This is a genomic window from Candidatus Pelagibacter sp. PS_34, assembly GCF_059417845.1.
The window spans coordinates 1,004,080-1,024,965 of sequence record NZ_CM182068.1; the positions used below are offsets into that span (position 1 = coordinate 1,004,080).

Genomic DNA, 20,886 nt, shown 5'->3' on the forward strand with positions numbered 1-20,886 from the left:
TAGTTCTCTTAAAAATTCAGACACAATTTGAATCTAGTTATTTCAATCTCAGGTTGACGCAAGAATCCGTATGGAGTCTAATTGTTTTATACAAAATGGAAAACAATTTTAAAAATAAGATTATTAATGGTGACAGTCTTGAGGAATTAAAAAAAATTCCAAGCGAAACCTTTGATCTTGTTTTCGCTGATCCACCATACAATTTACAATTAAAAAATTCACTTACTAGACCAGACAGAAGCAAAGTCAGTGCTGTTAACGATAAATGGGATCAGTTTGAAAGCTTTAAAAAATATGATGACTTTACGGTTGCTTGGCTTTCTGAATGTAGAAGAATATTAAAAAAAGATGGAGCCATCTGGGTCATAGGAAGTTATCATAATATTTTTAGAGTAGGCACTGCAATACAAAATTTGGGTTTTTGGATTTTAAATGATGTTATCTGGAATAAGAATAACCCAATGCCTAATTTCAGAGGAACAAGGTTTACAAACGCTCATGAAACTTTAATTTGGGCTTCTAAAAGTGAGAAGTCAAAATATACTTTTAACTATCAATCTTTGAAATGTTTAAATGACGATCTTCAAATGAGATCTAATTGGAATTTACCTATTTGTAATGGTGCAGAAAGACTTAAAAAAAATGGTAAAAAAGTTCACTCTACTCAAAAACCAGAATCTTTATTACATAGAGTTTTATTGGCATCATCAAACAAGGACGATTTAATTCTAGACCCATTCTTAGGATCTGGAACAACTGCAACGGTTGCAAAAAAATTAGGTAGAAAATATTATGGTATAGAGAAAGAGAAGACTTATTTTAAAGCAGCAGAAGAAAGGTTAAAAAATACAAAACCTTTAGAGGATAATTTCTTAGACACTTTAAAAAATAATCGATCTAAGCCTAGAATACCTTTTGGATCACTAGTAGAGCTTGGAATAATAAAGCCTGGAACAAGTATTTTTGATCAAAAGAAAAAAATAGTTGCTAAGATTATGGCAGATGGAAGTATCAAGCATAATCAAGCTGAAGGATCAATTCATAAAGTTGCAGCAACAATACTTGGTTCTGAAAGCTGTAATGGATGGACTTATTGGCATTGTACAGTGAATGGTGTTTCTGTGCCAATTGATAATTTAAGACAAAGATTAATTTCTAAAAATTAGTCTTTATAAATTTTACCAAGATAACTGTTAATAAATTTTTCATTTTTAACTAATTTTTTTATTACTAAATTTCTAATCCAAATTATTAATGGATTAGATAAATGAAAAGCAAAATAATTGAGTTTTGATTTCATATCAATCATCCTTACTCTTTTAACTCTTTCAGAGTTAAATTGAGTGTTTTCATTTTCTAAATTTTTATAAAGTTCATTGGCAACCTCTATTGATTGAGAGGCGCCTTGAGCAAAGGTTGGGGGTAAAGCAAAAAAGGCATCTCCAATGATAAAAGTATCTTTATTTTTTGGTTCATTGACATCAGAACTCACAAATATTGGAAAACATTTAATACTTTTTAGATTGTTCATTGTTTCGGTGGGTACTTGCTTTGATATTTCAGATACAATAGATGCAGCAAAATCTTTGTTCTCAAATAAAGAATAATCAGATAACTCTTTAGTGCTAAGCTTTTTTCTAAGAATGGTAATAAAATTAAACTGTCCTTTGCTATTAACTGGATAAAGAACTGAGTGTAAATTAGACCCTAAAAACAAAGATATATTCTCTGGGTTAATACCCTTAAGGGCACCCTGGTCTATTGTTGCTCTTAAGGCAATAGAGTTAAAATACTTTGGTTTAGTTTCTTTATTGGCAATTAATGATTTTGTTTTTGAAAAAGTTCCATCAGAGATAATTAAGTAATCACATTTAACAGATAAACCATCCTCAAAAGAAACTTCTTTATTTTCTGCTTCTTCATTAATTTTTATAACTTTTTTATTATAATGAATAATATTTTCATGAAGCCCATCTTTTAAGAAATTAACTAAAGTAGAGCGCTGTAAGGTAGTATGTTTTGTATTAGTGCTGTTAAACATGGATATATCTAAATCACATATTTTTTTATTATTTTTTAAAGAATAAAAATCTAGTTTATTGGGGTGAAATTTATCTTCCATCCTGATTTTTTGAAAATTTATTTGATTTAACAATTTGATACTATTAACTGAAAGTTGAATTCCATATCCTTTTTCCAAATTAACAGAAGCATTTTTCTCATAAATTGTGACTTGATAATTAGAGTTTTGACTTAAAAGATTTGCAATATACAGACCTGAAATACCGGCTCCTATTATTGCTATATTTTTCATTAAATCTTTTTTAAATAATTAAAAATTTTTTTAGTAAATGTGGGCAAAGTATAATCTTCAAGCTTAGAGCTATCAATCCAAGAAGAGTTAGAAATTTCACCTTTTAACTTGGAAAACTTGATTATTACATTCATATTCATATTGGATATCTTGAAGTTTAAAGCTTTTGCTAAATTATCAGGTTTGGGTATTTGCTTCATGGGAAATATTTCTAAATTCTTTAAAAAATTAAATTTAGTATTTTTGATTAACAAAAATTTATTATTCTTTTTATAAACTTCTAATAAATAAAATTTATCAATCTTCTTTTTTCTTTCTTTTATTATTTCAAAATCTTTTTTTTTAAAAGACTTACAATTTTTAATTAAAGGACATTGGTGACATAAGGGATTTTTAGGTCGACAAATCAATGCACCTAGCTCCATTAGTGCTTGTGCATAATCACTTGCTCTAATTGAACTACCTAATATTTTTTTACTCTTAACAAGGTTATCTTTTGCAATTTCTTTAGGTAATTTTAAATTTAATAATCTTTTAATTACTCTTTCAATATTTCCATCTAGGGGAATAAATGGCTTGTTGAAGGCAATTGCCATTATCGCATTAGAAGTATAGTCACCTACCCCAGGTAATAATTTTAATTCTTCAATTGTGCTTGGTAATCTTCTATTAAAATTTTTTTCTAATATTTGAGCAGTCTTTTTTAAGTTTCTTACTCTTGAATAATAACCAAGGCCCTCCCAATACTTTAAAAGCTTATGTTCCTTAATTTTTGATAGAGATTTAATATCTGGAATATCTTTTATAAAATTATTGAAATATGGAATTACAGTTGCAACCTGTGTTTGCTGCAACATAAATTCACTTACTAAGGTATAATATTCTCGCTTAACTTGTGATAGCTTTTTTCTCCATGGGAGTGATCTTTTATTATTATCGTACCAATAGAGAATTTTTTTTGCTAGTATGGATTTAGTCATATGCATTTTAAAAATAATACTAAGCAGAGGTTTAAAACTATTCAAGGCTTAAGGTCTTTTAAAGACACTTTGCCAAAAAATATTAAAAAAATAATCAAAAAAAAAGGTCATATATTTTCTGAAACACTTAATAACTGGAAGTACATAGTTGGAGATGATCTTTTTCAAATATGCTATCCTAAATCCTTTAAAAATTCGAATAAATTTGGAGTAAGCACTCTTCAAATAATGGTAAAGAGAGGACATGAAATTGATTTAGAATACTCAAAAAAAGTAATAATGGATAAAATGAATAGTTTTTTTGGCTATGCCGTTGTTGAGAAATTGAAATTTATAAGTTTTGATGATGCTCAAACAAAATTCAAAAAATTAGATACTAATGAAAATCATGTGACAAATATTAAATATGCAGATAGGATAAATAGTATTAAAAACGATAAAATTAAAAAATCATTACTTGAATTAACGAAACTATTTAAACAACGATGAAAAAATTAACCTCAACATTATTTATAATATTTTTAATCTTCTCCTCTAAAGCGTTTGCTGCAGAAAATGAAATTTTCAAAAGAATTACTGAAGGAGAAGAAAGTGCTAAAATAACAATAATTGCTTACGAGTCGTTGACTTGTGGTTACTGTGCAAATTTTCATAAAGATGTGTTTCCAGAACTTAAGAAAAACTTCATTGATAAGGGGTTGGTAAAAATAGAATTTAGACATTTTCCATTAGATTTAGCAGCTTTTAATGCATCAAAAATTGCACAGTGTAATAACGATGGTAGTTCAGGCATTATGAATATTTTATACTCAGGCCAGAAAAAATGGGCTAGAGGAAAAACACCAGAAGAAGCTACAGGTTATTTGAAAAAATTCTTAGAAAGTGAAAGTGTAAACTTAGATTTTGATAAATGCTTAAGTGATAAAGCTATAGAAGATTACATTTTAAATGACCGAATCGAGGGTGTAAAAAAATTTGAAGTTAATGCTACTCCTACGATAATAATTAATGATAAAAAGTTTGATAAAGCCCTAAATTATAAGAATTTAAAAAAATATCTGGAAAAACTGATATAAGTTAGTCCATGGAGTTTAAAAAAATCCAATTAAATGGATTTAAATCATTTGCTGAAAAAACAAATTTTCTAATAGAGCATGGCTTAACCGGCATCGTTGGTCCAAACGGTTGTGGGAAATCTAATATTGTGGAATCCTTAAGATGGGTTATGGGTGAAACCTCAGCTAAGAGTATGCGTGGTTCAGGTATGGAAGATGTTATCTTTAATGGCACATCTAATAAATCTTCTAAAAATATAGCAGAGGTTTCTATTAGTGTAGATAATGCAAGTCATGATGGTCCAATGCAATATAAAGATTTAGATCATATTGAAGTTAGAAGAAAGATTGAAAAAGATAAGGGTTCAAAATTTTATATAAATGACAAAGAAGTTAGAGCTAGAGACGCTCAAATGTTTTTTGCAGATTTATCTACGGGTGCTCATTCACCATCAATGATTAGTCAGGGACGAATTGGAGCTTTAGTAACTGCTAAGCCTACTGACAGGCGTGCAATCTTGGAGGAAGCAGCTAATATTTCAGGGTTACATGTGAGAAGACATGAGGCTGAACTTAGATTAAATGCTGCAGAGACAAACTTAAAAAGAGCTGATGAATTAAGAAGACAACAAGAAAAACAATTAGCAAACCTTCAGAAACAAGCTGAAGAGGCAACGAAATATAAACTTATATCTGAAGAAATAAAAAAAATTGAAGCAGGGCTATATTATTTAAAATTATTAGACATTGATAATGAGATTAGAATAGAAAATGAAATTAACAATGAAGCTGAAGGAGAGGTAAGTAACTTCAATCAACAGATTGCTCAATTTGAAAATTTAATTAAAACTGAAACAGATAAAGTTTCTCCCTTAAGAGAAAAAAATATAGAAAATCTATCCAAAATTCAAAGATTAAATTTAGAGCTACAAAATTTAGATGAAGAAAATGTTAGAACTCAAGATGAAATTGAAAATATTAAAAAATCCCTAAAAACTATCGAGGAAGATATAGACAGAGAAAAGGGGATTGTAATTGATGCTAACTCAAATGAAAGACGCCTAAAAGAAGAGAAAGCTGAATTAATAGAAATAGATTCTAAATATTTTGAAACAGAAAAATTATCAAACGAAGATCTTGAGAAGGCAAAAAACCTATTAAAAGATGAACAAAAATCTGTTGATGAAATTATTAATATTTTTGCTGATGGAAATATAAATATTGCTATTGGGCCAATTAAAAATGTTAAAAATACAATCACCAGAGCTAAAGAATTGATTAATAACAATGAAATTAATCAAGCGCTTACTTTACTTGATAGATGTCAAATTGAAATAGATGGTTTTTTAGATAATCTTGAAGATGAAGAGAGTAAGAAAAAGCTTTCTAATATTAATGAAAAAAATGAAAATATAAAATTATTGCAAGAAAAATATGCTGATAGTTTTAGTAAAAATCAATCAATAAAAAAAGAGTCTGTAAAAAGAAATGAAAGAATTAAAGCCATAGAATCAGAAGTTGAAAGTTGGAAAAACTTACTCTCTAATTCTGAAAAAATGGTAACAGAATTAACTGAAAGAAAAAATAAATTACTATCACAGTTAAATGAGCGTGATCAACAACCCAAAGCCCAAGCAGAAAGAAAAGGGCAAATTACTGAGGGTCTAAGAATTTCACAAAATGAAAAAATTGAAAATGAAAAAATAATTGAAGAAACAGATAAAAAGATAAACTCTTTAAGACTTGAGTTAAATGACGTTCAAGAAAGATCTATTCAAATCAGAGAAAGAAAAGCAAGCTCAGGAGCAACTGTTGAAGGTTTAAAAAAACGTAAAGAAGATCTGTTAGAAAGAGTTAGTTCTGAACTTAATCTTGAAGAAAATGATATTCTAGAAAATTCTAATTTAAATGGTGTTGAAGAGCTACCTGACTCTGTTGCGCAAGAAGATGCTTTAGATAAAAAAAAAAATGAAAGAGAAAAATTGGGATCAGTTAACCTTAGAGCTGATGAAGAAACTAGTAAATATGAAATAGAAATTAAAAAAATGGAACAAGATAGAGAAGATCTTGTATCTGCTATTATAAAATTAAAAGAAAGTATTAATGAATTAAATCAAAAAGGAAGAGAAAGACTGTTAGAAGCTTTTGAAAAAGTTAATAGAAAATTTAATGAAGTTTATACAAAACTATTTAATGGTGGAAATGCAAAACTAGAGTTAGTAGACTCTGATGATCCACTTGAAGCTGGTTTAGAAATGCTGGTAAGTCCTCCTGGTAAAAGACTTCAGTCTATAACTTTATTATCTGGTGGTGAACAAGCTTTAACAGCCTTGTCTCTTATTTTTGCAGTGTTCCTTACTAACCCATCTCCAATCTGTGTTTTAGATGAGGTTGATGCTCCACTAGATGATGCTAACGTAACAAGATTTTGTGGACTTCTTGATGATTTAACTAAAATAACTGACACTAAATTTATTATCGTAACTCACCATGCTCTAACTATGTCAAAAATGAATAGACTTTATGGAGTTACAATGCCTGAAAAAGGTATTAGCCAACTTGTTGCTGTTGATTTACAAAAAGCAGAGAGCATGGTTGCTTAATAATTTGAATGCCAAAAGATAGCCTTAAAACTCGCTTGGAGATTGCAAAAAATAAGCTTTCTAAGAAAAATCTGTATAAAAATGAAGAGGCACCCTCTTCTATTGGAACTGCCTTTAAATTAAGTACAGAATTAGTGTCCGCAGTAGCAGTTGGGACAATTATAGGGTTTATTTTAGACAAGACCTTTGGTACTAAGCCCTGGTTAATATTAATATTTTTTTTTGTAGGTGTTGTTGCTGGAATTATAAACGTATTCAGATCTGCAAAAAATATGCAAAAATAGACTTAAAAAATTATGGCTACAAACCCAATGAACCAATTCGAAGTTTATAGAATTGGACCAGAAATTAAATTAGGCGCAATAGATATTTCTTTCACAAATGCAAGCTTGTTTATGGTGATTAGTTCTCTTGCAATCTTACTAATTTTTAATTTAGGGTCAAAAAAAAATTCTTTACTACCAAGCAAGATGCAACTTCTTTCTGAATTAAGTTACACTTTTGTTTCCAAAATGATTAGTGATACCGCAGGATCAAAAGCAAAACCTTACTTTGCGTTTATCTTCTCAATATTTATGTTTGTGCTATTCTGTAACATGTTTGGGATGATCCCTTATGCCTTTACAGTAACTAGTCATATCATTGTTACTTTTATCTTGGCTTCATTTATTTTTGTGGGTGTAACAATTATTGGATTTATGAAACATGGATTAGGATATTTAAAACTATTTGTACCTAGCGGAGTACCTGCTGTACTATTACCACTAATAGTTGTTATAGAAATAATTTCTTACTTAAGTAGACCAGTTAGTCTTTCAGTTCGTTTATTTGCAAACATGATGGCTGGTCATACAATGATGAAAGTTTTCGGAGGCTTTGTAATAAGCCTTGGAATAGTTGGTGGATGGCTTCCACTGAGTTTTTCGGTTGCATTAACTGGCTTGGAAATACTAGTTGCTTTTCTTCAAGCATATGTTTTCGCAATCTTAACCTGCATCTACTTGAATGATGCATTAAATTTACACCATTAACTAACATAAGGAGGATATAATGGAATTAGAAGCAGCAAAAATGATCGGAGCAGGACTAGCAGCAATAGCTCTAGCGGGTGCCGGTGTTGGGATCGGAATTATCTTTGGTAATTACCTTTCTGGCGCGATGAGGAACCCATCTGCAGCTCAAAAACAATTTCCTAATCTTTTATTAGGTTTTGCTTTAGCTGAAGCAACTGGCCTATTTGGATTAGTTGTAGCGTTAATTATTTTATTTGCATTTTAAATTTAATGATTAAAAAAATATTTTTTCAGTCGATATTTTTAAGCTTCCTGTTTTTTATGGAAGCTTTTGCAGCTGAAAGCGGTGGAATGCCTCAATTAAATCCAGAGTTTTGGGTTTCTCAAATTTTTTGGTTAATTATTACTTTTGGAATTTTATATGTTGTTTTATCTAAACTTATACTTCCAAAAATAAGTGCCAATCTAGAAACTAGAAAATCTCAAATTTTAGAAAATATTGAGGCTGCGGAAAAACAAAGAGAAGAAAGTGAACAAAAAATTGAAGAATACGAAAAGATAGTACAATCTAGCAAGAATGAAGCAAAAAACTATTTTAAACAAGCTAGAGAAAAAGTACTGAAAGATATTGGTGTAAAGAAGGAAATACTGGAAAAAGAGCTTGATGAAGAAGTTAATAAAGCTGAGATTGAGATAAAAACTTTTAGAGATAATGCACCAGAAAAAATCAAAAAAATTGCTGTAGAGACCTCTTCGGACTTACTGCAGGAACTAATAGGAACTGAAGTTAACAGTAGTAGTATTTCTGCAATAGTAGAAGATCTTTCAAGAAAAAAAATGGATGAATATTATGGTAATTGATGCAACTTTTTGGGTAGCTATATCCTTTTTAATATTTATTGGAGCTTTAGTTTATTTAAAAATACCTCAAAAGATTAATGAACTTTTAAATAAGCTTATCCTTGATATTAAAAATGAAATAGATGAAAGTGAAAAACTAAGACAAGAGGCAAAGGTTTTATTAGATAACGCTCAAAATAAACTTGATACCGCACAAACTGTGAGCAATGATATTTTACAACAAGCCAAAAAAGATAGCGATCATCTTATAATCGAAATGAATGATAAATTTCATAAATCTTCAGAAATTAAAAAAAGTTTAGCAGAAAATAAAATTTCACAAATGAAAGAAGCTGCACTTAAAGAAATAAAAGATGTTTCAATTAAAATTGCTGTTGATTCTGTTAAAAAAATTATTAACACATCTGTTGATAAATCAAAACTTGATGGTCTTTTTGAAAAAAACCTTGAAGAAACAAAAATAGCTTTAAAAAAAATAAGCTCATAATTACCTTACAATTTTTTAAAAAAACTATAAATTAACCCAATGAAATCTATTGTCATTGGTTCTGGATTTGGTGGTATAGCTGCAGCATTAAGATTAAGAGCCAAAAATCATAAAGTAACTTTAATAGAAAAACACCCTGACTTGGGTGGAAGAGCTAGAGTGTTTAAAAAAAATGGTTTTACTTTTGACGCTGGTCCAACAGTAATTACTGCGCCATATCTAATTGAAGAGCTTTTCACTTTATTTAATAAGAAGTCTCAAGATTACATAAAACTCACTCCCTTAAAAATTTGGTATAGATTTATTTATGAAGATGGAGGAGTATTTGATTACTCTGGTGATGAAGATCAAATGAAAAAACAAATTGAAGAAATAAACAAAGATGATGTCAAAGGATATGAACAACTTGTAAAATTTACAAAAAAAATATTTGATAAAGGTTTCACAGAACTAGCTGATGTTCCATTTGATAAACCTCTTGTGATGATGAAACAATTGCCTTCTTTACTAAAACTTAAAAGCTATAAATCAGTTTATTCATTAGTTTCTTCATATATAAAAAATGAAAAATTAAGACGTATGCTAAGTATGCATCCTCTATTAGTTGGCGGAAACCCCTTTACTACAACATCAATATACGGATTAATTCTATATCTCGAAAAAAAATGGGGCATACATTACTCAATGGGTGGAACTGGGAACATAATCAGTGGCTTAGAAAAATTAATGATTGAACAAGAAATTGAATTAATCAAGGGACATGAAGTAACAGAAATAATTTCAAGTAATGGAAAAATTAGTGGAGTAAAATTAGACAATCAAAAAGAAATACTTTCAAATAATGTAATATGTAATGCTGATCCTCCTGCTGTATATGAAAAACTTCTAAGTCTAAATAAAACAAGCCCTCTATTTAAATGGAAACAAAATCGAATGCAGTATTCTATGGGTCTATTTGTTTACTATTTTGGAACAAAAAAAACATACCCAGATGTTGAGCATCACACAATCAAATTTGGTGATAAATATAAAGAACACCTGTGTGATATTTTTGATAATAAAAAATTAAATGATGACATAAGCTATTACCTTCATAGACCATCAGCTACAGACAAATCAATGGCGCCTGAAGGAAATGATTGCTTTTATGTTCTTGTACCCGTCCCAAACAATCAATCCAAAATTGATTGGAAAATTGAAGGTGAAAAAATGAAGAATTTAGTAATAGATAAAATGGAAAAAGCATTACTACCGAATCTTAGAAAAAATATTATTGAAGATTTCTACTTAACGCCAGATTATTTTGAAAATGAATTGAATACCAAATTTGGATCAGGTTTTTCGATTCAGCCAAAATTTACTCAATCTGCATATTTTAGATTTCATAATAAATCAGAAATTTATGATGGATTATACTTTGTTGGAGCAGGAACGCACCCCGGTGCAGGGGTTCCAGGTGTACTCTCTTCAGCAAAGGTTTTAGATAAAATATTATAATGTCAAAAAATAATTATTTATCTATTTATGCCAAGTCGTTTAACTGGGCAGGTTTTTTTTTACCAAAAAATATTTATGAAAAATGCTCATCTCTTTATGATTTTTGTCGAACAATAGATAATATTGCTGATGATAAAAATGAACTAAGTATTAAAAAGAAAAATTTATTAATTTTTAAGAATAATTTTATAAATAAAAATTTTGATAATTTGATAATAAAAAATATGTGGATCCTTATGGAGGAAAATAAAATTTCAATCAAGATTGTTGAAGATTTATTTGATGGTATTGAGTCTGATTTAAATGAGGTAGTTAAATTTAACAAAAAAAAAGAATTGTTAATATACTCTTATAGGGTTGCTGGTACTGTAGGCTTAATGATGGCAAAAATTTTAGGTGTACAAAATAAAAACTCCATGAAATCAGCAATAGATCTTGGTATTGCAATGCAATTAACAAATATTTCAAGAGATGTAATTGAGGATATGAATAATAATAGATTTTATATTAATCATGACTTCGAGACTATAAAGAATACATTAAGTATGGCTGATTTGTTCTACGAAAGCTCCTTTGCCTCTATAAAAGAAATTCCTTTTAGGTTTAGGTTTGCAATACTTGTTGCTAGAAGAATTTATAGAAAAATTGGTGCTAAAATTTTACATAAAGAAAATATATATAATTATAATAAGAGTAGAAAAATCTATGTAACTAATTTAGGCAAGTTGTACCAAACATTTCTATCTATATTAGACTTGATAAAACTCATATTTATAAATGAAAAAAACCACCTTAGAAATAAAGAGCATCTTTTAATCAATGAAGAAATAGATTTAAATGAAAGAATTTGATTATATCATAATTGGAGGTGGATGTGCAGGATTGTCACTTGCGTATGAGCTAGACCTTCATAACAAACTAAAAGATGCAACTTTAGCAATCATAGAGCCACGATTAGAATACAAAAGAGATAAGACTTGGTCTTATTGGAAGACCATAGATCATAACTTTCAAGATTGTGTTCAGAAAAGTTGGAATAATTTTTCAATAAATATACCTGGAAAAACAAAATTTTTAGAGTGCAACGGATTACCTTATGAAGCTATAGATAGTGGTTTATTTTATGAAAAAATAAATACACGATTAAAAAAAAATAAAAATATTAGCTTTTACAAAAATACTAATGAAATAGACCTAAATAGTGCTTTTATCTTTAATAGCGTTCCCCTACTGGATTCTAAAGAGGATAAGCTCTGGCAACATTTTAAAGGTATTGAGATCGAAACTAAAAAAAATGTATTTGATGATGAAATTTTTAATTTGATGGATTTTGATTGTGATCAACGTGATAGTGTTCATTTTTTTTACACATTACCTTATACAAAAAATAAAGCTTTAATTGAAACTACTTGGTTATCTAAGATAAAAAATGATTCTTTAAAAGATTATGATGAACAATTAAAAAATTATATAAGAAATCATCTTAATATCAGAGATTATAAGGTTAACTATAGCGAAGTAGGTGCAATCCCATTATTTCATCCCACAGTTTCTAATGAAAGAAATAAAATGAATATAGGTACTGCTGGGGGAATGACTCGATTGAGTACTGGTTATACTTTTTTAAATATACAAGAGCACAGCAAATACATAAGAAAAAATATTCACACTATCAAAGAGAGTAAAGGATATGAAATTAATAAAAAATATAAATTTTTGGACAAAATATTTTTAAAAGTTCTTAATTACCATCCTGAAAAAATGGCAAATATATTTTTTGATATGTTTAACAATTCGCCTGAGACAATTATTAAATTTTTGTCCAATAAAAGTAGTTTATTACAAGATTTATTTATAATACTTAAAATGCCTAAATGGCTTTTTATCAAAATATTTTTTAAAAATGATAAATAATCAAATTAAAAAAATTAATTTCTTTCATTCTATTATTTTTTTATTTTTTTCTACTTCACTTGCTCTTATTTTTGATCAATTTAAAAGTCTGTCTATATCTCCAATTATTTGTCTATTACTAATCCTATCAATTGGAATCTCACATGGTGCATTGGACAATCAAAAAGGTAAAACACTGATAAAATTATATAATATTAATAATATTTATTATTTTTATTTAATTTATTTAATAATTGCTGCTACTATAATTGTTATTTGGCTGCTTATGCCAACTTTATCACTGATTATTTTTTTAGTTGTTGCTGCCTATCATTTTGGTAAAGAAGATACAGAATTTCTAATAACTAAAAAATCTAACATAAATATAATTCTTTATTTTCTAAAAGGAATATTAATTATTATTGCACCCTTAATGTTTCATTTTGTTGAAACAATCAATATTTTTAAATTATTATTAATACAAAATGAAAGTTTTTATTTATTTTTAAATTTTATAGAAAATAATTATATAATTTCTTTTATTTTTTTAATCTCCTTACTCACAAATATTTATTTTTTTTTAAAAGATTTTAAACTAGTTAACTTATTAATATTTTTTGACTTCACTTCAATTTTAATTTTAAATTACTTCTTTGCACCTTTGGTCGCCTTCACATTATATTTTTGCTTTTTGCATTCTTTTAGGCACTCTCTCTCATTAATTTCTGAATTAGATAAATATAATTTTAATAATGGGCTATTAATTTTTATCAAAAAAGCTGCGCCCTTGACGATTTTGACTGCTATTTTCTATTTGTTAAGCTTATATTATCTTTCAAATCACTACCTAGTAAACGAGGCAATATATAAAGTTATATTTATTGGTTTGGCGTCCTTAACCTTTCCACATATATTGCTTGAATACTTTCTAGAAAAAAATGAAAAATAAAGAAATTAAAATATTATTATCAGCACCACGTGGCTTTTGCGCTGGTGTTGAGCGAGCTATAGAAATTGTCAAAAAAAGTATTACAAAATATGGAGCTCCAGTTTATGTGCGTCATGAAATAGTTCATAACAAATATGTTGTGGATAGTCTTAAGGCAATTGGTGCAATATTTGTAGAAGAACTTGATGAGATTAAAGATAAAAGTAGGCCTGTAATATTTTCTGCTCATGGTGTTCCAAAGTCAGTACCACAACAAGCAAATGGCTATAAAATGGAATATATAGATGCTACTTGTCCACTTGTATCCAAAGTACATAGAGAAGCAGAAAATCTTTATAAAGCTGGATACCATATTGTCCTTATAGGACATATTAATCATCCCGAAGTTATAGGAACTATGGGGCAATTGCCTGAAAGCTCAATTGATTTAATTCAGGATGAGCATGATGTTGAGACTTATGAACTAGATGATAATAAAAAAATTGCTTATGTTACCCAGACAACACTCTCAGTTGATGACACAAAAAATATAATTAAAGCTTTAAAAAAAAAGTTTCCTAAAATTAAAGAACCATTTAAAGAGGATATTTGTTACGCAACTACTAATCGTCAATCTGCTGTAAAAAATATAGCTAAAAAATGTGACATGTTTTTTGTTTTAGGAAGCAGAAATTCTTCAAACTCTGTGCGCCTAGTTGAGGTAGCTGAACAATCAGGGTGTCCTCATTCTGAATTGATACACTCCGATAGTGAAATTCCATTTGAAAAATTAGAAAATTGTAAAGTTATTGGTATTTCCTCTGGAGCTTCTGCACCAGAAATTTTAGTTGAAAACTTTATTAACGAAATTAAAAGTAAATTTAAAGTAAAAATTGAAATAGTTGAGATCATAAAAGAAAACATTGTATTTAAAGTTCCAGGAAAATTGAATTAAATGGCTGTATACACGAAGTTAATTAAAAAAGATATTTCATCATTAATTAACAATTATCAAATTAATAAAATAGAAAAATTCCAAGGTGTAAAAAAAGGAATTGAAAATACAAATTATTTATTAAAAACAAAACAGAATAAATTTATTTTAACAATTTTTGAAAAGCGGGTTAAAAAAAAGGATCTACCTTTTTTTATGAATTTAATGGAGAAGTTAAATCATAAAAAAATTATTTGTCCTAAACCTTTAAGAACTAAAAAAGGAACACATATAACCAATATTAAAACAAAATCAGCCTGTATTGTAACTTTTTTAGAAGGCAAAGATAAAACAATCCTTAACAATAAAAACTGTTTTGATGTGGGAAAAAATATTGCAAAATTTCATAAAGTTACTACAAAATTAAAATTATATAGGCAAAATTCTATGTCGATACATAGACTTAATGGTTTGTTGAAAACTATAAAATTTAAATCTAATCAAATTACACCTAATCTTAAAAACACGCTCAACCTGTGTCTAAAAGATATCAAAAATAAATGGCCCAAAAATCTACCTCAAGGAATTATTCATGGTGATCTTTTTATAGATAATATTTTTTTTGATAAAAATAAATTTTCGGGTTTTATTGATTTTTATTTTTCATCTAATGACTATTTGATATATGAAATTGCAATCTGCATTAATGCTTTATGCTTTGATAAAAAAAAAATAAGTTTGTAATGAATAGTAGTAAGATTAAAAACTTAATTAATGGATATGAAAGTATAAGAACTTTATCTAAAAAAGAAAAAGATGCGCTAAATGTAATGTGTAGAGGTGCTGCATTACGATATCTTTTAACAAGGATATATGATTATTTTAACACTCCAAAAACTGCTTTGATTAAAATAAAAGACCCTATGGAATATCTACAAAAATTAATTATTCACAATAATCTTGGTCACTATAAAGATTATTATAAGTAATGATTAAAATTTATACTGATGGATCATGTTTAAATAACCCCGGTAATGGTGGTTGGGCTGCAATTATAAACCAAAATGGTGAAGTCAAAGAAATTAGTGGGAGCGTAAAAGACACTACTAATAATAAAATGGAATTGATGGCTCCTATTATGGCTTTAAAACAAATTAAACAAAATGATCAAATTGAAATCTATACAGACTCACAATATGTAAGATTAGGAATTACTGAATGGGTGCATAAATGGATAAAAAATAATTGGCAAACTTCAAAGAAAGAACCTGTTAAAAATAAAGAACTTTGGATACAACTATACGAGCTAACAAATCAATTTGAAATAAAATGGATTTGGGTTAAAGCACATGCAGGTAATGCCCTAAATGAAGAAGTAGATTTACTCGCAAAAAAAGCTGCCGAATTAAACTAAAGATAGAAAATTTTGTGCTGCTGAAATTTCACAAACACCGGCGTCTTCCTCTTCTTGTAATTTAATAACTTTAAGATTATCAATTAACATTGTGTATCTATTAGATCTAATTCCCAATCCTCTAGCACTTTTATCTACATCTGCACCTATTGCTTTTGTAAATTCTAAGAAAGGATCTGCCATCATTATAATTTTATTTTCTACATTTTGGCTTTTTCCCCAAGAGTCCATTACAAACGGATCATTTACAGAAATACAGACGACGTGATCTATCCCTTTTTCTTTATATTTTTCATAATTATTTACGTATCCAGGCAAGTGTTTAGCTGAACAAACGGATGTATATGCTCCTGGTAAACCAAAAAGAACAATTTTTTTATCCTTATAAAATTCATGCGTATTTTTTTTAGTAGGATTACCATCTTCCATAATAAAAAATTCTGAATTTGGTATGTTATCGTTCTCTTTTAATTTCATTGTAATTTTTCCTTAATATATTTTTGAGTTTCATTTATATTATTTGAAATTATATCATAATTTTCTTTTTCATTCATTATATATTGTAATTCATTTGGAAGACTTGGCTTGATACCAATTGATTTATCAATTGCCTCTGGAAACTTACAGGGATGTGCTGTTGCTAAAACAATATTGTTACCTTCTAGGTTAATTTTTTTTAATGCACCAAAGCCTATTGCACTGTGGGGGTCTAATATAACATTATATCTATTATGAACATCTTTAATAATATTTAAAACTTCAGTTTCACTCATATTTTCTGAAAGAAAATCTTTACTAATTTTTTGTAATTTATCTTTTGGAATAATATATTTTCCCTCTTCTTTAATTTTTTTCATAACATTGCCAGTTTCAACATCATTAAAATCATTTAAATCATAAATTAATCTTTCAAAATTACTTGCAATTTGAATATCCATACTTGGCGAATTTGTTTCAATCACTGTTTCAGCTTCATATTTTCCATTTGTGATTGCTCTATGCAAAATATCATTTTGATTTGTCGCTACTATAAGTTTATTTATTGGTAGACCCATTTTTTTAGAAAGATAACCAGCATAAACATCGCCAAAATTACCAGTTGGAACTGAAAAATTAACAAGCCTGTCATCCCGTATTTGAAAATATGTATAAAAATAATAAACAGCTTGTGCAATAATTCTTGCCCAATTTATTGAATTTACACCAGACATGTTTATTGAATTAGAGAATTCTTTATCTGCAAACATTGCCTTAACTAAATTTTGACAATCATCAAAATTACCATTTATAGCAATATTAAATACATTTTTTTCTTTAACTGTAGACATTATTTTTCTCTGAACCTGTGAAACTTTATTGTGTGGGTGTAGAACAAATATATTTATATTCTCTTTACCCTTAATTGCATCTATAGCAGCAGCACCAGTATCTCCTGATGTTGCAACTATAATATTAATTTGTTTACTATTTTTACTTAGATAATATTCATAAAAATTACCAAGTAACTGCATTGCTATATCCTTAAAAGCAAGTGTTGGACCATGAAATAATTCTAAAATCTTAGTATCACCAATTTTTATTAAATCAACGACGTTCTCTTTTCGAAATGAAGAATATGACTTGTCTACAATTAATGACAGCTCTGCTTCTGTCATGAAATCACCAATAAATGGGAAAATTATTTTTTTTGCTAAGTCTTGATAGCTTAAATTACTTAAAGAGTTTAATTCTTCAGTAGTGTATTTTTTTATCTTTTTTGGGATAAATAGACCACCATCATCTGCTAGTCCTTTGATAAATACCTCCTCAAAACTGTACTCTTTTGAATTATCTCTAGTGCTTATATATTTCATCTAATAATTTTTTTTTCTCAAATATAAATATATTAAAAGAATTGAAATCGCTAACGAAAACCAAGTTAATGCATATTTTTTATGATTATTTGAAATATTTGCTGTAATTGATTTTGGTTTAGGAAATTCATTATTTCCAGAAAGATAAATTACATAAGGAGAAAAATTTTTACCTGTGAATTTAAAAATATCATCTCTATCTAATGTAAACCAGTAATTTTCAGATAGATCGTTTTCAGGCTTAAACATATTGGGTTTGATTTGTTTTCTCAAAACTCCATTAATATAGTTTTCATCTATTACGTTTATAGTTTCATCTTCTTTTTTATTAAATGGTATCCAGCCTCTATTTAATAAATAGTTATTATTTCCAACTTTTAATGGGTTAATAACTTCAAAGCCCGGTTTCCCTTTTTCATTTAAGTTATAAAGATAAATTTGTTTTTCAAAATCAATTGATCCTCTAGTTTTAATTCTAAGATAATTTTTATGTTTACTATTTGATAAATTGACAGGTATGTCTTTCAGAGATGACTCTATTTGATTAATTAATTCTAATTTCCAATTAAGTCTAATAATCTGCCAACTCCCTAATGCTAGAAAGACAGAAATAAAGAAAAATACAAAAATAGAAAATAAAAATTTATATCTCAAGAGCTAAAAATTAACTTCCCCAAATATAAATGGCAGCAAATAAGAATAGCCAAACAACATCTACAAAGTGCCAGTACCAAGCAGCTGCTTCAAATCCAAAGTGATGCTCTTCAGTAAAGTGACCTTTTCTTGCTCTCATTAAACATACTGCTAAAAATATAGTACCAATGATAACGTGAAAACCATGAAAGCCTGTTGCCATATAAAATACTGAGCCATATATATTTCCTGCAAAATCAAAAGTTGCATGCTGATATTCATAAACTTGCAGTAGTGAAAAAGAAAAACCAAGTATCACTGTTAGAACTAGTCCTTGAATAAAGCTTTTTCTATCACCTTCTAGCAATGCGTGGTGTGACCATGTTACTGTCGTTCCTGATAATAATAAAATTAATGTATTGATTAGTGGGATATCCCATGGATCAAAAGTTACAACATCTTTAGGTGGCCATATTCCTCCTATTGCTAAAGATGGAAATAAACTTGCATCAAAATAAGCCCAAAACCATGCAACAAAGAACATAACTTCTGAAGCAATGAACAATGTCATTCCATATCTGTGGTGAATTTGTACTACTGGTGTGTGATGACCTTGGTGCTCTGCTTCGATAACAACATCTCTAAACCACATGTATGTTCCATATAATAGTAGTGCTAATCCCAAATACATTCCCCAAGAAACTTCGCTATGTAGATAATAAACTGAACCTATTGCTAAAATTAAGCATGAAAATGAAACGTAGATAGGCCATGGACTTGGGTCTACTAAATGATAGTCATGTTTTTTTTCTGCGGACATTTTTATAATTTTGATTGGTTATAGTAATCTGATGAAAAAAAAGTATAGGACATAGTTACATCTTTAATATTTTTAGTATTGGGATCATTTACCATTTCTGGATCCAAATAAAAAGTCATAATATAAGTGGCCTTTTCGCCTGCTTTTAAGGCCTGTTTTTCAAAACAAAAACATCCCAATTTGCTATAATATTTACCAAATGATGATGGAGAAACATTGAAAGATGCAACTCCATAAGTTGTTTTATTGCCATAATTTTCAACTTCAAATTCGATTCGGTTCACTTGACCAATTTTAACATCCATAACATTTTTTTTTGCTTTAAAATTCCAAGGAAGTTTATTTACATTTGTATCAAAACGAACGCTAACTTTTTGGTTTAAAATTATATCTGGCGCTTCTCTTGATATTTGTGTTGTTCCACCAAACCCAGTTACTCTACAAAATAAATCATACAAGGGTACTGCAGCAAATGAGAGTCCTAACATTAAAAAAAATATTCCAGCTAAAAGAATTGGAGTTAAGGTTTTATTTTTCACTATATTGATCTATCAAAAACACCAGTATTATAAAGTGTAAAAAAAAACAGAAATATCATAAATCCTATTATTGCTACTGCTGTTAAAATATTTTTTCGCTTAGTTTTTTTGTCTGGTATCATCATAATATCTTATCTATCAAAAAAATAACGAATATCAAAAATAAATATAAAATTGAATATCCAAATATTGTTTTTGCTTTCTTGGGGTTAAATTTATTTTTTTTAAACTTATAAAGCTCAAAACATAAAATGTTATAATACAATGTAAGCATTAGGGCTGGTACTAGAAATACTAATCCAACAAAATCTATTGCGTAGGGTAAAATAACCATTGGCAACATTAATAATGAATAAACTAAAATATTTATTTTAGTGCTCTCTATCCCATTAGTTAATGGAAGCATTGGAATTTTTGCCTTTTTATAATCATCTGATTTATAAAGACTTAACGCCCAAAAATGCGATGGTGTCCAAAAAAATATAATCAGAAAAAAGGTTATTGGCTCAAGAGATAATGAGTTAGTTGCTATAGTCCATCCAATTACTGGCGGTAATGCTCCTGCAGCACCTCCAATGACAATGTTTTGTGGAGTTTTTCTCTTTAACCAGATTGTATAAACAAAAACATAAAATAAAATTGTAAACAGCAGTAATACTGCTGAAATTGTATTAGCAAAATAATCTAATGCGATTACTGAAAAAAATGAAAGTGATGTTCCAAAAATTAAGGCTTGGCTTTTATTAACTTTTCCCATTGGAATTGGTCTCAGGCAAGTTCTTGTCATTAATGCATCAAGATCAGATTCGTACCACATATTTAGAGCACCAGCGGCTCCTGCACCAATTGATACTAAAAGAATTGCAATCATTGCATCTTTTGTAGAAACTGTAGAAGGTGCCATTAATAAACCCACAGCACACGTGAAGATTACCAAAGACATTACTCTCGGTTTCATTAGCTTGAATAATTCAGAAAAATTAAACACATTCACTTGGTTTAAATTTCTATTTTTTAATTTAGAGTTAATCATCAATATTTAATATAGAAAAAGCTGTAACT

The 20,886-nt window shown here is 28.3% G+C and carries 23 protein-coding genes and 1 pseudogene; 16 read left to right on the top strand and 8 right to left on the bottom strand.

What is annotated here, in order from left to right; translation table 11 throughout:
• Positions 1 to 95 precede the first annotated feature (95 nt).
• Complete coding sequence (locus AC5SL3_RS05405) at positions 96 to 1,166, top strand: site-specific DNA-methyltransferase (RefSeq protein WP_006997799.1); 1,071 nt, start codon at positions 96 to 98, stop codon at positions 1,164 to 1,166.
• Here the strand turns inward: AC5SL3_RS05405 and AC5SL3_RS05410 are convergent.
• Both AC5SL3_RS05410 and AC5SL3_RS05415 read right to left on the bottom strand, forming a co-directional pair.
• Positions 1,163 to 2,314 (bottom strand): FAD-dependent monooxygenase, encoded by a 1,152-nt coding sequence (locus tag AC5SL3_RS05410; protein WP_494577810.1) that lies wholly within the window; start codon positions 2,312 to 2,314, stop codon positions 1,163 to 1,165. The two genes, AC5SL3_RS05405 and AC5SL3_RS05410, sit on opposite strands and share 4 nt — an antisense overlap.
• Positions 2,314 to 3,300 carry an A/G-specific adenine glycosylase gene (locus tag AC5SL3_RS05415; protein ID WP_494577812.1) on the bottom strand — a complete coding sequence of 329 codons (987 nt, stop codon included), beginning with the start codon at positions 3,298 to 3,300 and terminating at the stop codon, positions 2,314 to 2,316. Before AC5SL3_RS05415 ends, AC5SL3_RS05410 begins: the two co-directional genes overlap by 1 nt.
• On the opposite strand from AC5SL3_RS05415, the gene AC5SL3_RS05420 reads away from it, so the two are divergent.
• The 15 genes and pseudogenes from AC5SL3_RS05420 (at position 3,295) to rnhA (ending at position 15,979) form a co-directional block, all read left to right on the top strand.
• On the top strand, positions 3,295 to 3,783 hold the full coding sequence (locus tag AC5SL3_RS05420) for a DciA family protein (protein WP_494577813.1): 489 nt from the start codon (positions 3,295 to 3,297) through the stop codon (positions 3,781 to 3,783). The genes AC5SL3_RS05415 and AC5SL3_RS05420 overlap by 6 nt on opposite strands.
• The gene (locus tag AC5SL3_RS05425) at positions 3,780 to 4,370 is read left to right on the top strand and encodes a DsbA family protein (protein ID WP_494577815.1); all 591 of its coding nucleotides are present in this window, start codon (positions 3,780 to 3,782) and stop codon (positions 4,368 to 4,370) included. Before AC5SL3_RS05420 ends, AC5SL3_RS05425 begins: the two co-directional genes overlap by 4 nt.
• Positions 4,371 to 4,378: 8 nt before the next feature.
• Positions 4,379 to 6,952: a chromosome segregation SMC family protein gene (locus AC5SL3_RS05430; protein ID WP_011281482.1), complete on the top strand. Its 2,574-nt coding sequence runs from the start codon at positions 4,379 to 4,381 to the stop codon at positions 6,950 to 6,952.
• Positions 6,953 to 6,960: 8 nt separating this feature from the next.
• Complete coding sequence (locus tag AC5SL3_RS05435; protein WP_006997793.1) at positions 6,961 to 7,236, top strand: AtpZ/AtpI family protein; 276 nt, start codon at positions 6,961 to 6,963, stop codon at positions 7,234 to 7,236.
• Positions 7,237 to 7,248: 12 nt separating this feature from the next.
• Positions 7,249 to 7,983, top strand: a complete 735-nt coding sequence (locus AC5SL3_RS05440; RefSeq protein ID WP_006997792.1) for a F0F1 ATP synthase subunit A — start codon at positions 7,249 to 7,251, stop codon at positions 7,981 to 7,983.
• Between the two features lie 19 nt (positions 7,984 to 8,002).
• A complete protein-coding gene (locus AC5SL3_RS05445) occupies positions 8,003 to 8,230 on the top strand; it encodes a F0F1 ATP synthase subunit C (protein ID WP_006997791.1) in 228 nt (75 codons plus the stop codon).
• A 5-nt stretch (positions 8,231 to 8,235) separates the two neighbouring features.
• Positions 8,236 to 8,826: a F0F1 ATP synthase subunit B family protein gene (locus AC5SL3_RS05450; protein WP_494577817.1), complete on the top strand. Its 591-nt coding sequence runs from the start codon at positions 8,236 to 8,238 to the stop codon at positions 8,824 to 8,826.
• Positions 8,807 to 9,313: a F0F1 ATP synthase subunit B family protein gene (locus AC5SL3_RS05455; RefSeq protein WP_006997789.1), complete on the top strand. Its 507-nt coding sequence runs from the start codon at positions 8,807 to 8,809 to the stop codon at positions 9,311 to 9,313. The genes AC5SL3_RS05450 and AC5SL3_RS05455 overlap by 20 nt, the downstream gene beginning before the upstream one ends.
• 39 nt (positions 9,314 to 9,352) lie before the next feature.
• A complete protein-coding gene (crtI, locus tag AC5SL3_RS05460) occupies positions 9,353 to 10,810 on the top strand; it encodes a phytoene desaturase family protein (RefSeq protein WP_006997788.1) in 1,458 nt (485 codons plus the stop codon).
• On the top strand, positions 10,810 to 11,661 hold the full coding sequence (locus AC5SL3_RS05465) for a phytoene/squalene synthase family protein (RefSeq protein WP_494577820.1): 852 nt from the start codon (positions 10,810 to 10,812) through the stop codon (positions 11,659 to 11,661). The genes crtI and AC5SL3_RS05465 overlap by 1 nt, the downstream gene beginning before the upstream one ends.
• Positions 11,648 to 12,724, top strand: coding sequence for a lycopene cyclase family protein (locus tag AC5SL3_RS05470; protein ID WP_494577821.1), 1,077 nt, complete (start codon positions 11,648 to 11,650; stop codon positions 12,722 to 12,724). Before AC5SL3_RS05465 ends, AC5SL3_RS05470 begins: the two co-directional genes overlap by 14 nt.
• The gene (locus AC5SL3_RS05475; protein WP_494577823.1) at positions 12,714 to 13,652 is read left to right on the top strand and encodes a Brp/Blh family beta-carotene 15,15'-dioxygenase; all 939 of its coding nucleotides are present in this window, start codon (positions 12,714 to 12,716) and stop codon (positions 13,650 to 13,652) included. Before AC5SL3_RS05470 ends, AC5SL3_RS05475 begins: the two co-directional genes overlap by 11 nt.
• Positions 13,642 to 14,586, top strand: coding sequence for a 4-hydroxy-3-methylbut-2-enyl diphosphate reductase (ispH, locus tag AC5SL3_RS05480; protein WP_494577824.1), 945 nt, complete (start codon positions 13,642 to 13,644; stop codon positions 14,584 to 14,586). The genes AC5SL3_RS05475 and ispH overlap by 11 nt, the downstream gene beginning before the upstream one ends.
• Positions 14,587 to 15,554, top strand: a pseudogene (locus AC5SL3_RS05485) (homoserine kinase). It begins immediately after the preceding gene.
• Positions 15,554 to 15,979 (top strand): ribonuclease HI, encoded by a 426-nt coding sequence (gene rnhA, locus AC5SL3_RS05490; RefSeq protein ID WP_011281491.1) that lies wholly within the window; start codon positions 15,554 to 15,556, stop codon positions 15,977 to 15,979. Before AC5SL3_RS05485 ends, rnhA begins: the two are co-directional and overlap by 1 nt.
• On the opposite strand, the gene AC5SL3_RS05495 is transcribed toward rnhA, so the two are convergent.
• The 6 genes from AC5SL3_RS05495 to cyoE all read right to left on the bottom strand — a co-directional run bounded on the left by AC5SL3_RS05495 (position 15,971) and on the right by cyoE (position 20,857).
• Positions 15,971 to 16,456, bottom strand: a complete 486-nt coding sequence (locus AC5SL3_RS05495; RefSeq protein ID WP_494577826.1) for a peroxiredoxin — start codon at positions 16,454 to 16,456, stop codon at positions 15,971 to 15,973. The genes rnhA and AC5SL3_RS05495 overlap by 9 nt on opposite strands.
• Positions 16,453 to 17,832, bottom strand: a complete 1,380-nt coding sequence (thrC, locus tag AC5SL3_RS05500) for a threonine synthase (RefSeq protein ID WP_494577828.1) — start codon at positions 17,830 to 17,832, stop codon at positions 16,453 to 16,455. Before thrC ends, AC5SL3_RS05495 begins: the two co-directional genes overlap by 4 nt.
• Entirely contained in the window at positions 17,833 to 18,486 is a 654-nt protein-coding gene (locus AC5SL3_RS05505) for an SURF1 family protein (RefSeq protein WP_494577829.1), read from the bottom strand.
• Between the two features lie 10 nt (positions 18,487 to 18,496).
• Positions 18,497 to 19,285: a cytochrome c oxidase subunit 3 gene (locus AC5SL3_RS05510; RefSeq protein ID WP_494577830.1), complete on the bottom strand. Its 789-nt coding sequence runs from the start codon at positions 19,283 to 19,285 to the stop codon at positions 18,497 to 18,499.
• 2 nt (positions 19,286 to 19,287) lie between these two features.
• Positions 19,288 to 19,824, bottom strand: a complete 537-nt coding sequence (locus AC5SL3_RS05515; RefSeq protein WP_494577831.1) for a cytochrome c oxidase assembly protein — start codon at positions 19,822 to 19,824, stop codon at positions 19,288 to 19,290.
• 121 nt (positions 19,825 to 19,945) lie between these two features.
• A complete protein-coding gene (gene cyoE, locus AC5SL3_RS05520; protein ID WP_271623271.1) occupies positions 19,946 to 20,857 on the bottom strand; it encodes a heme o synthase in 912 nt (303 codons plus the stop codon).
• Positions 20,858 to 20,886: the final 29 nt, after the last annotated feature.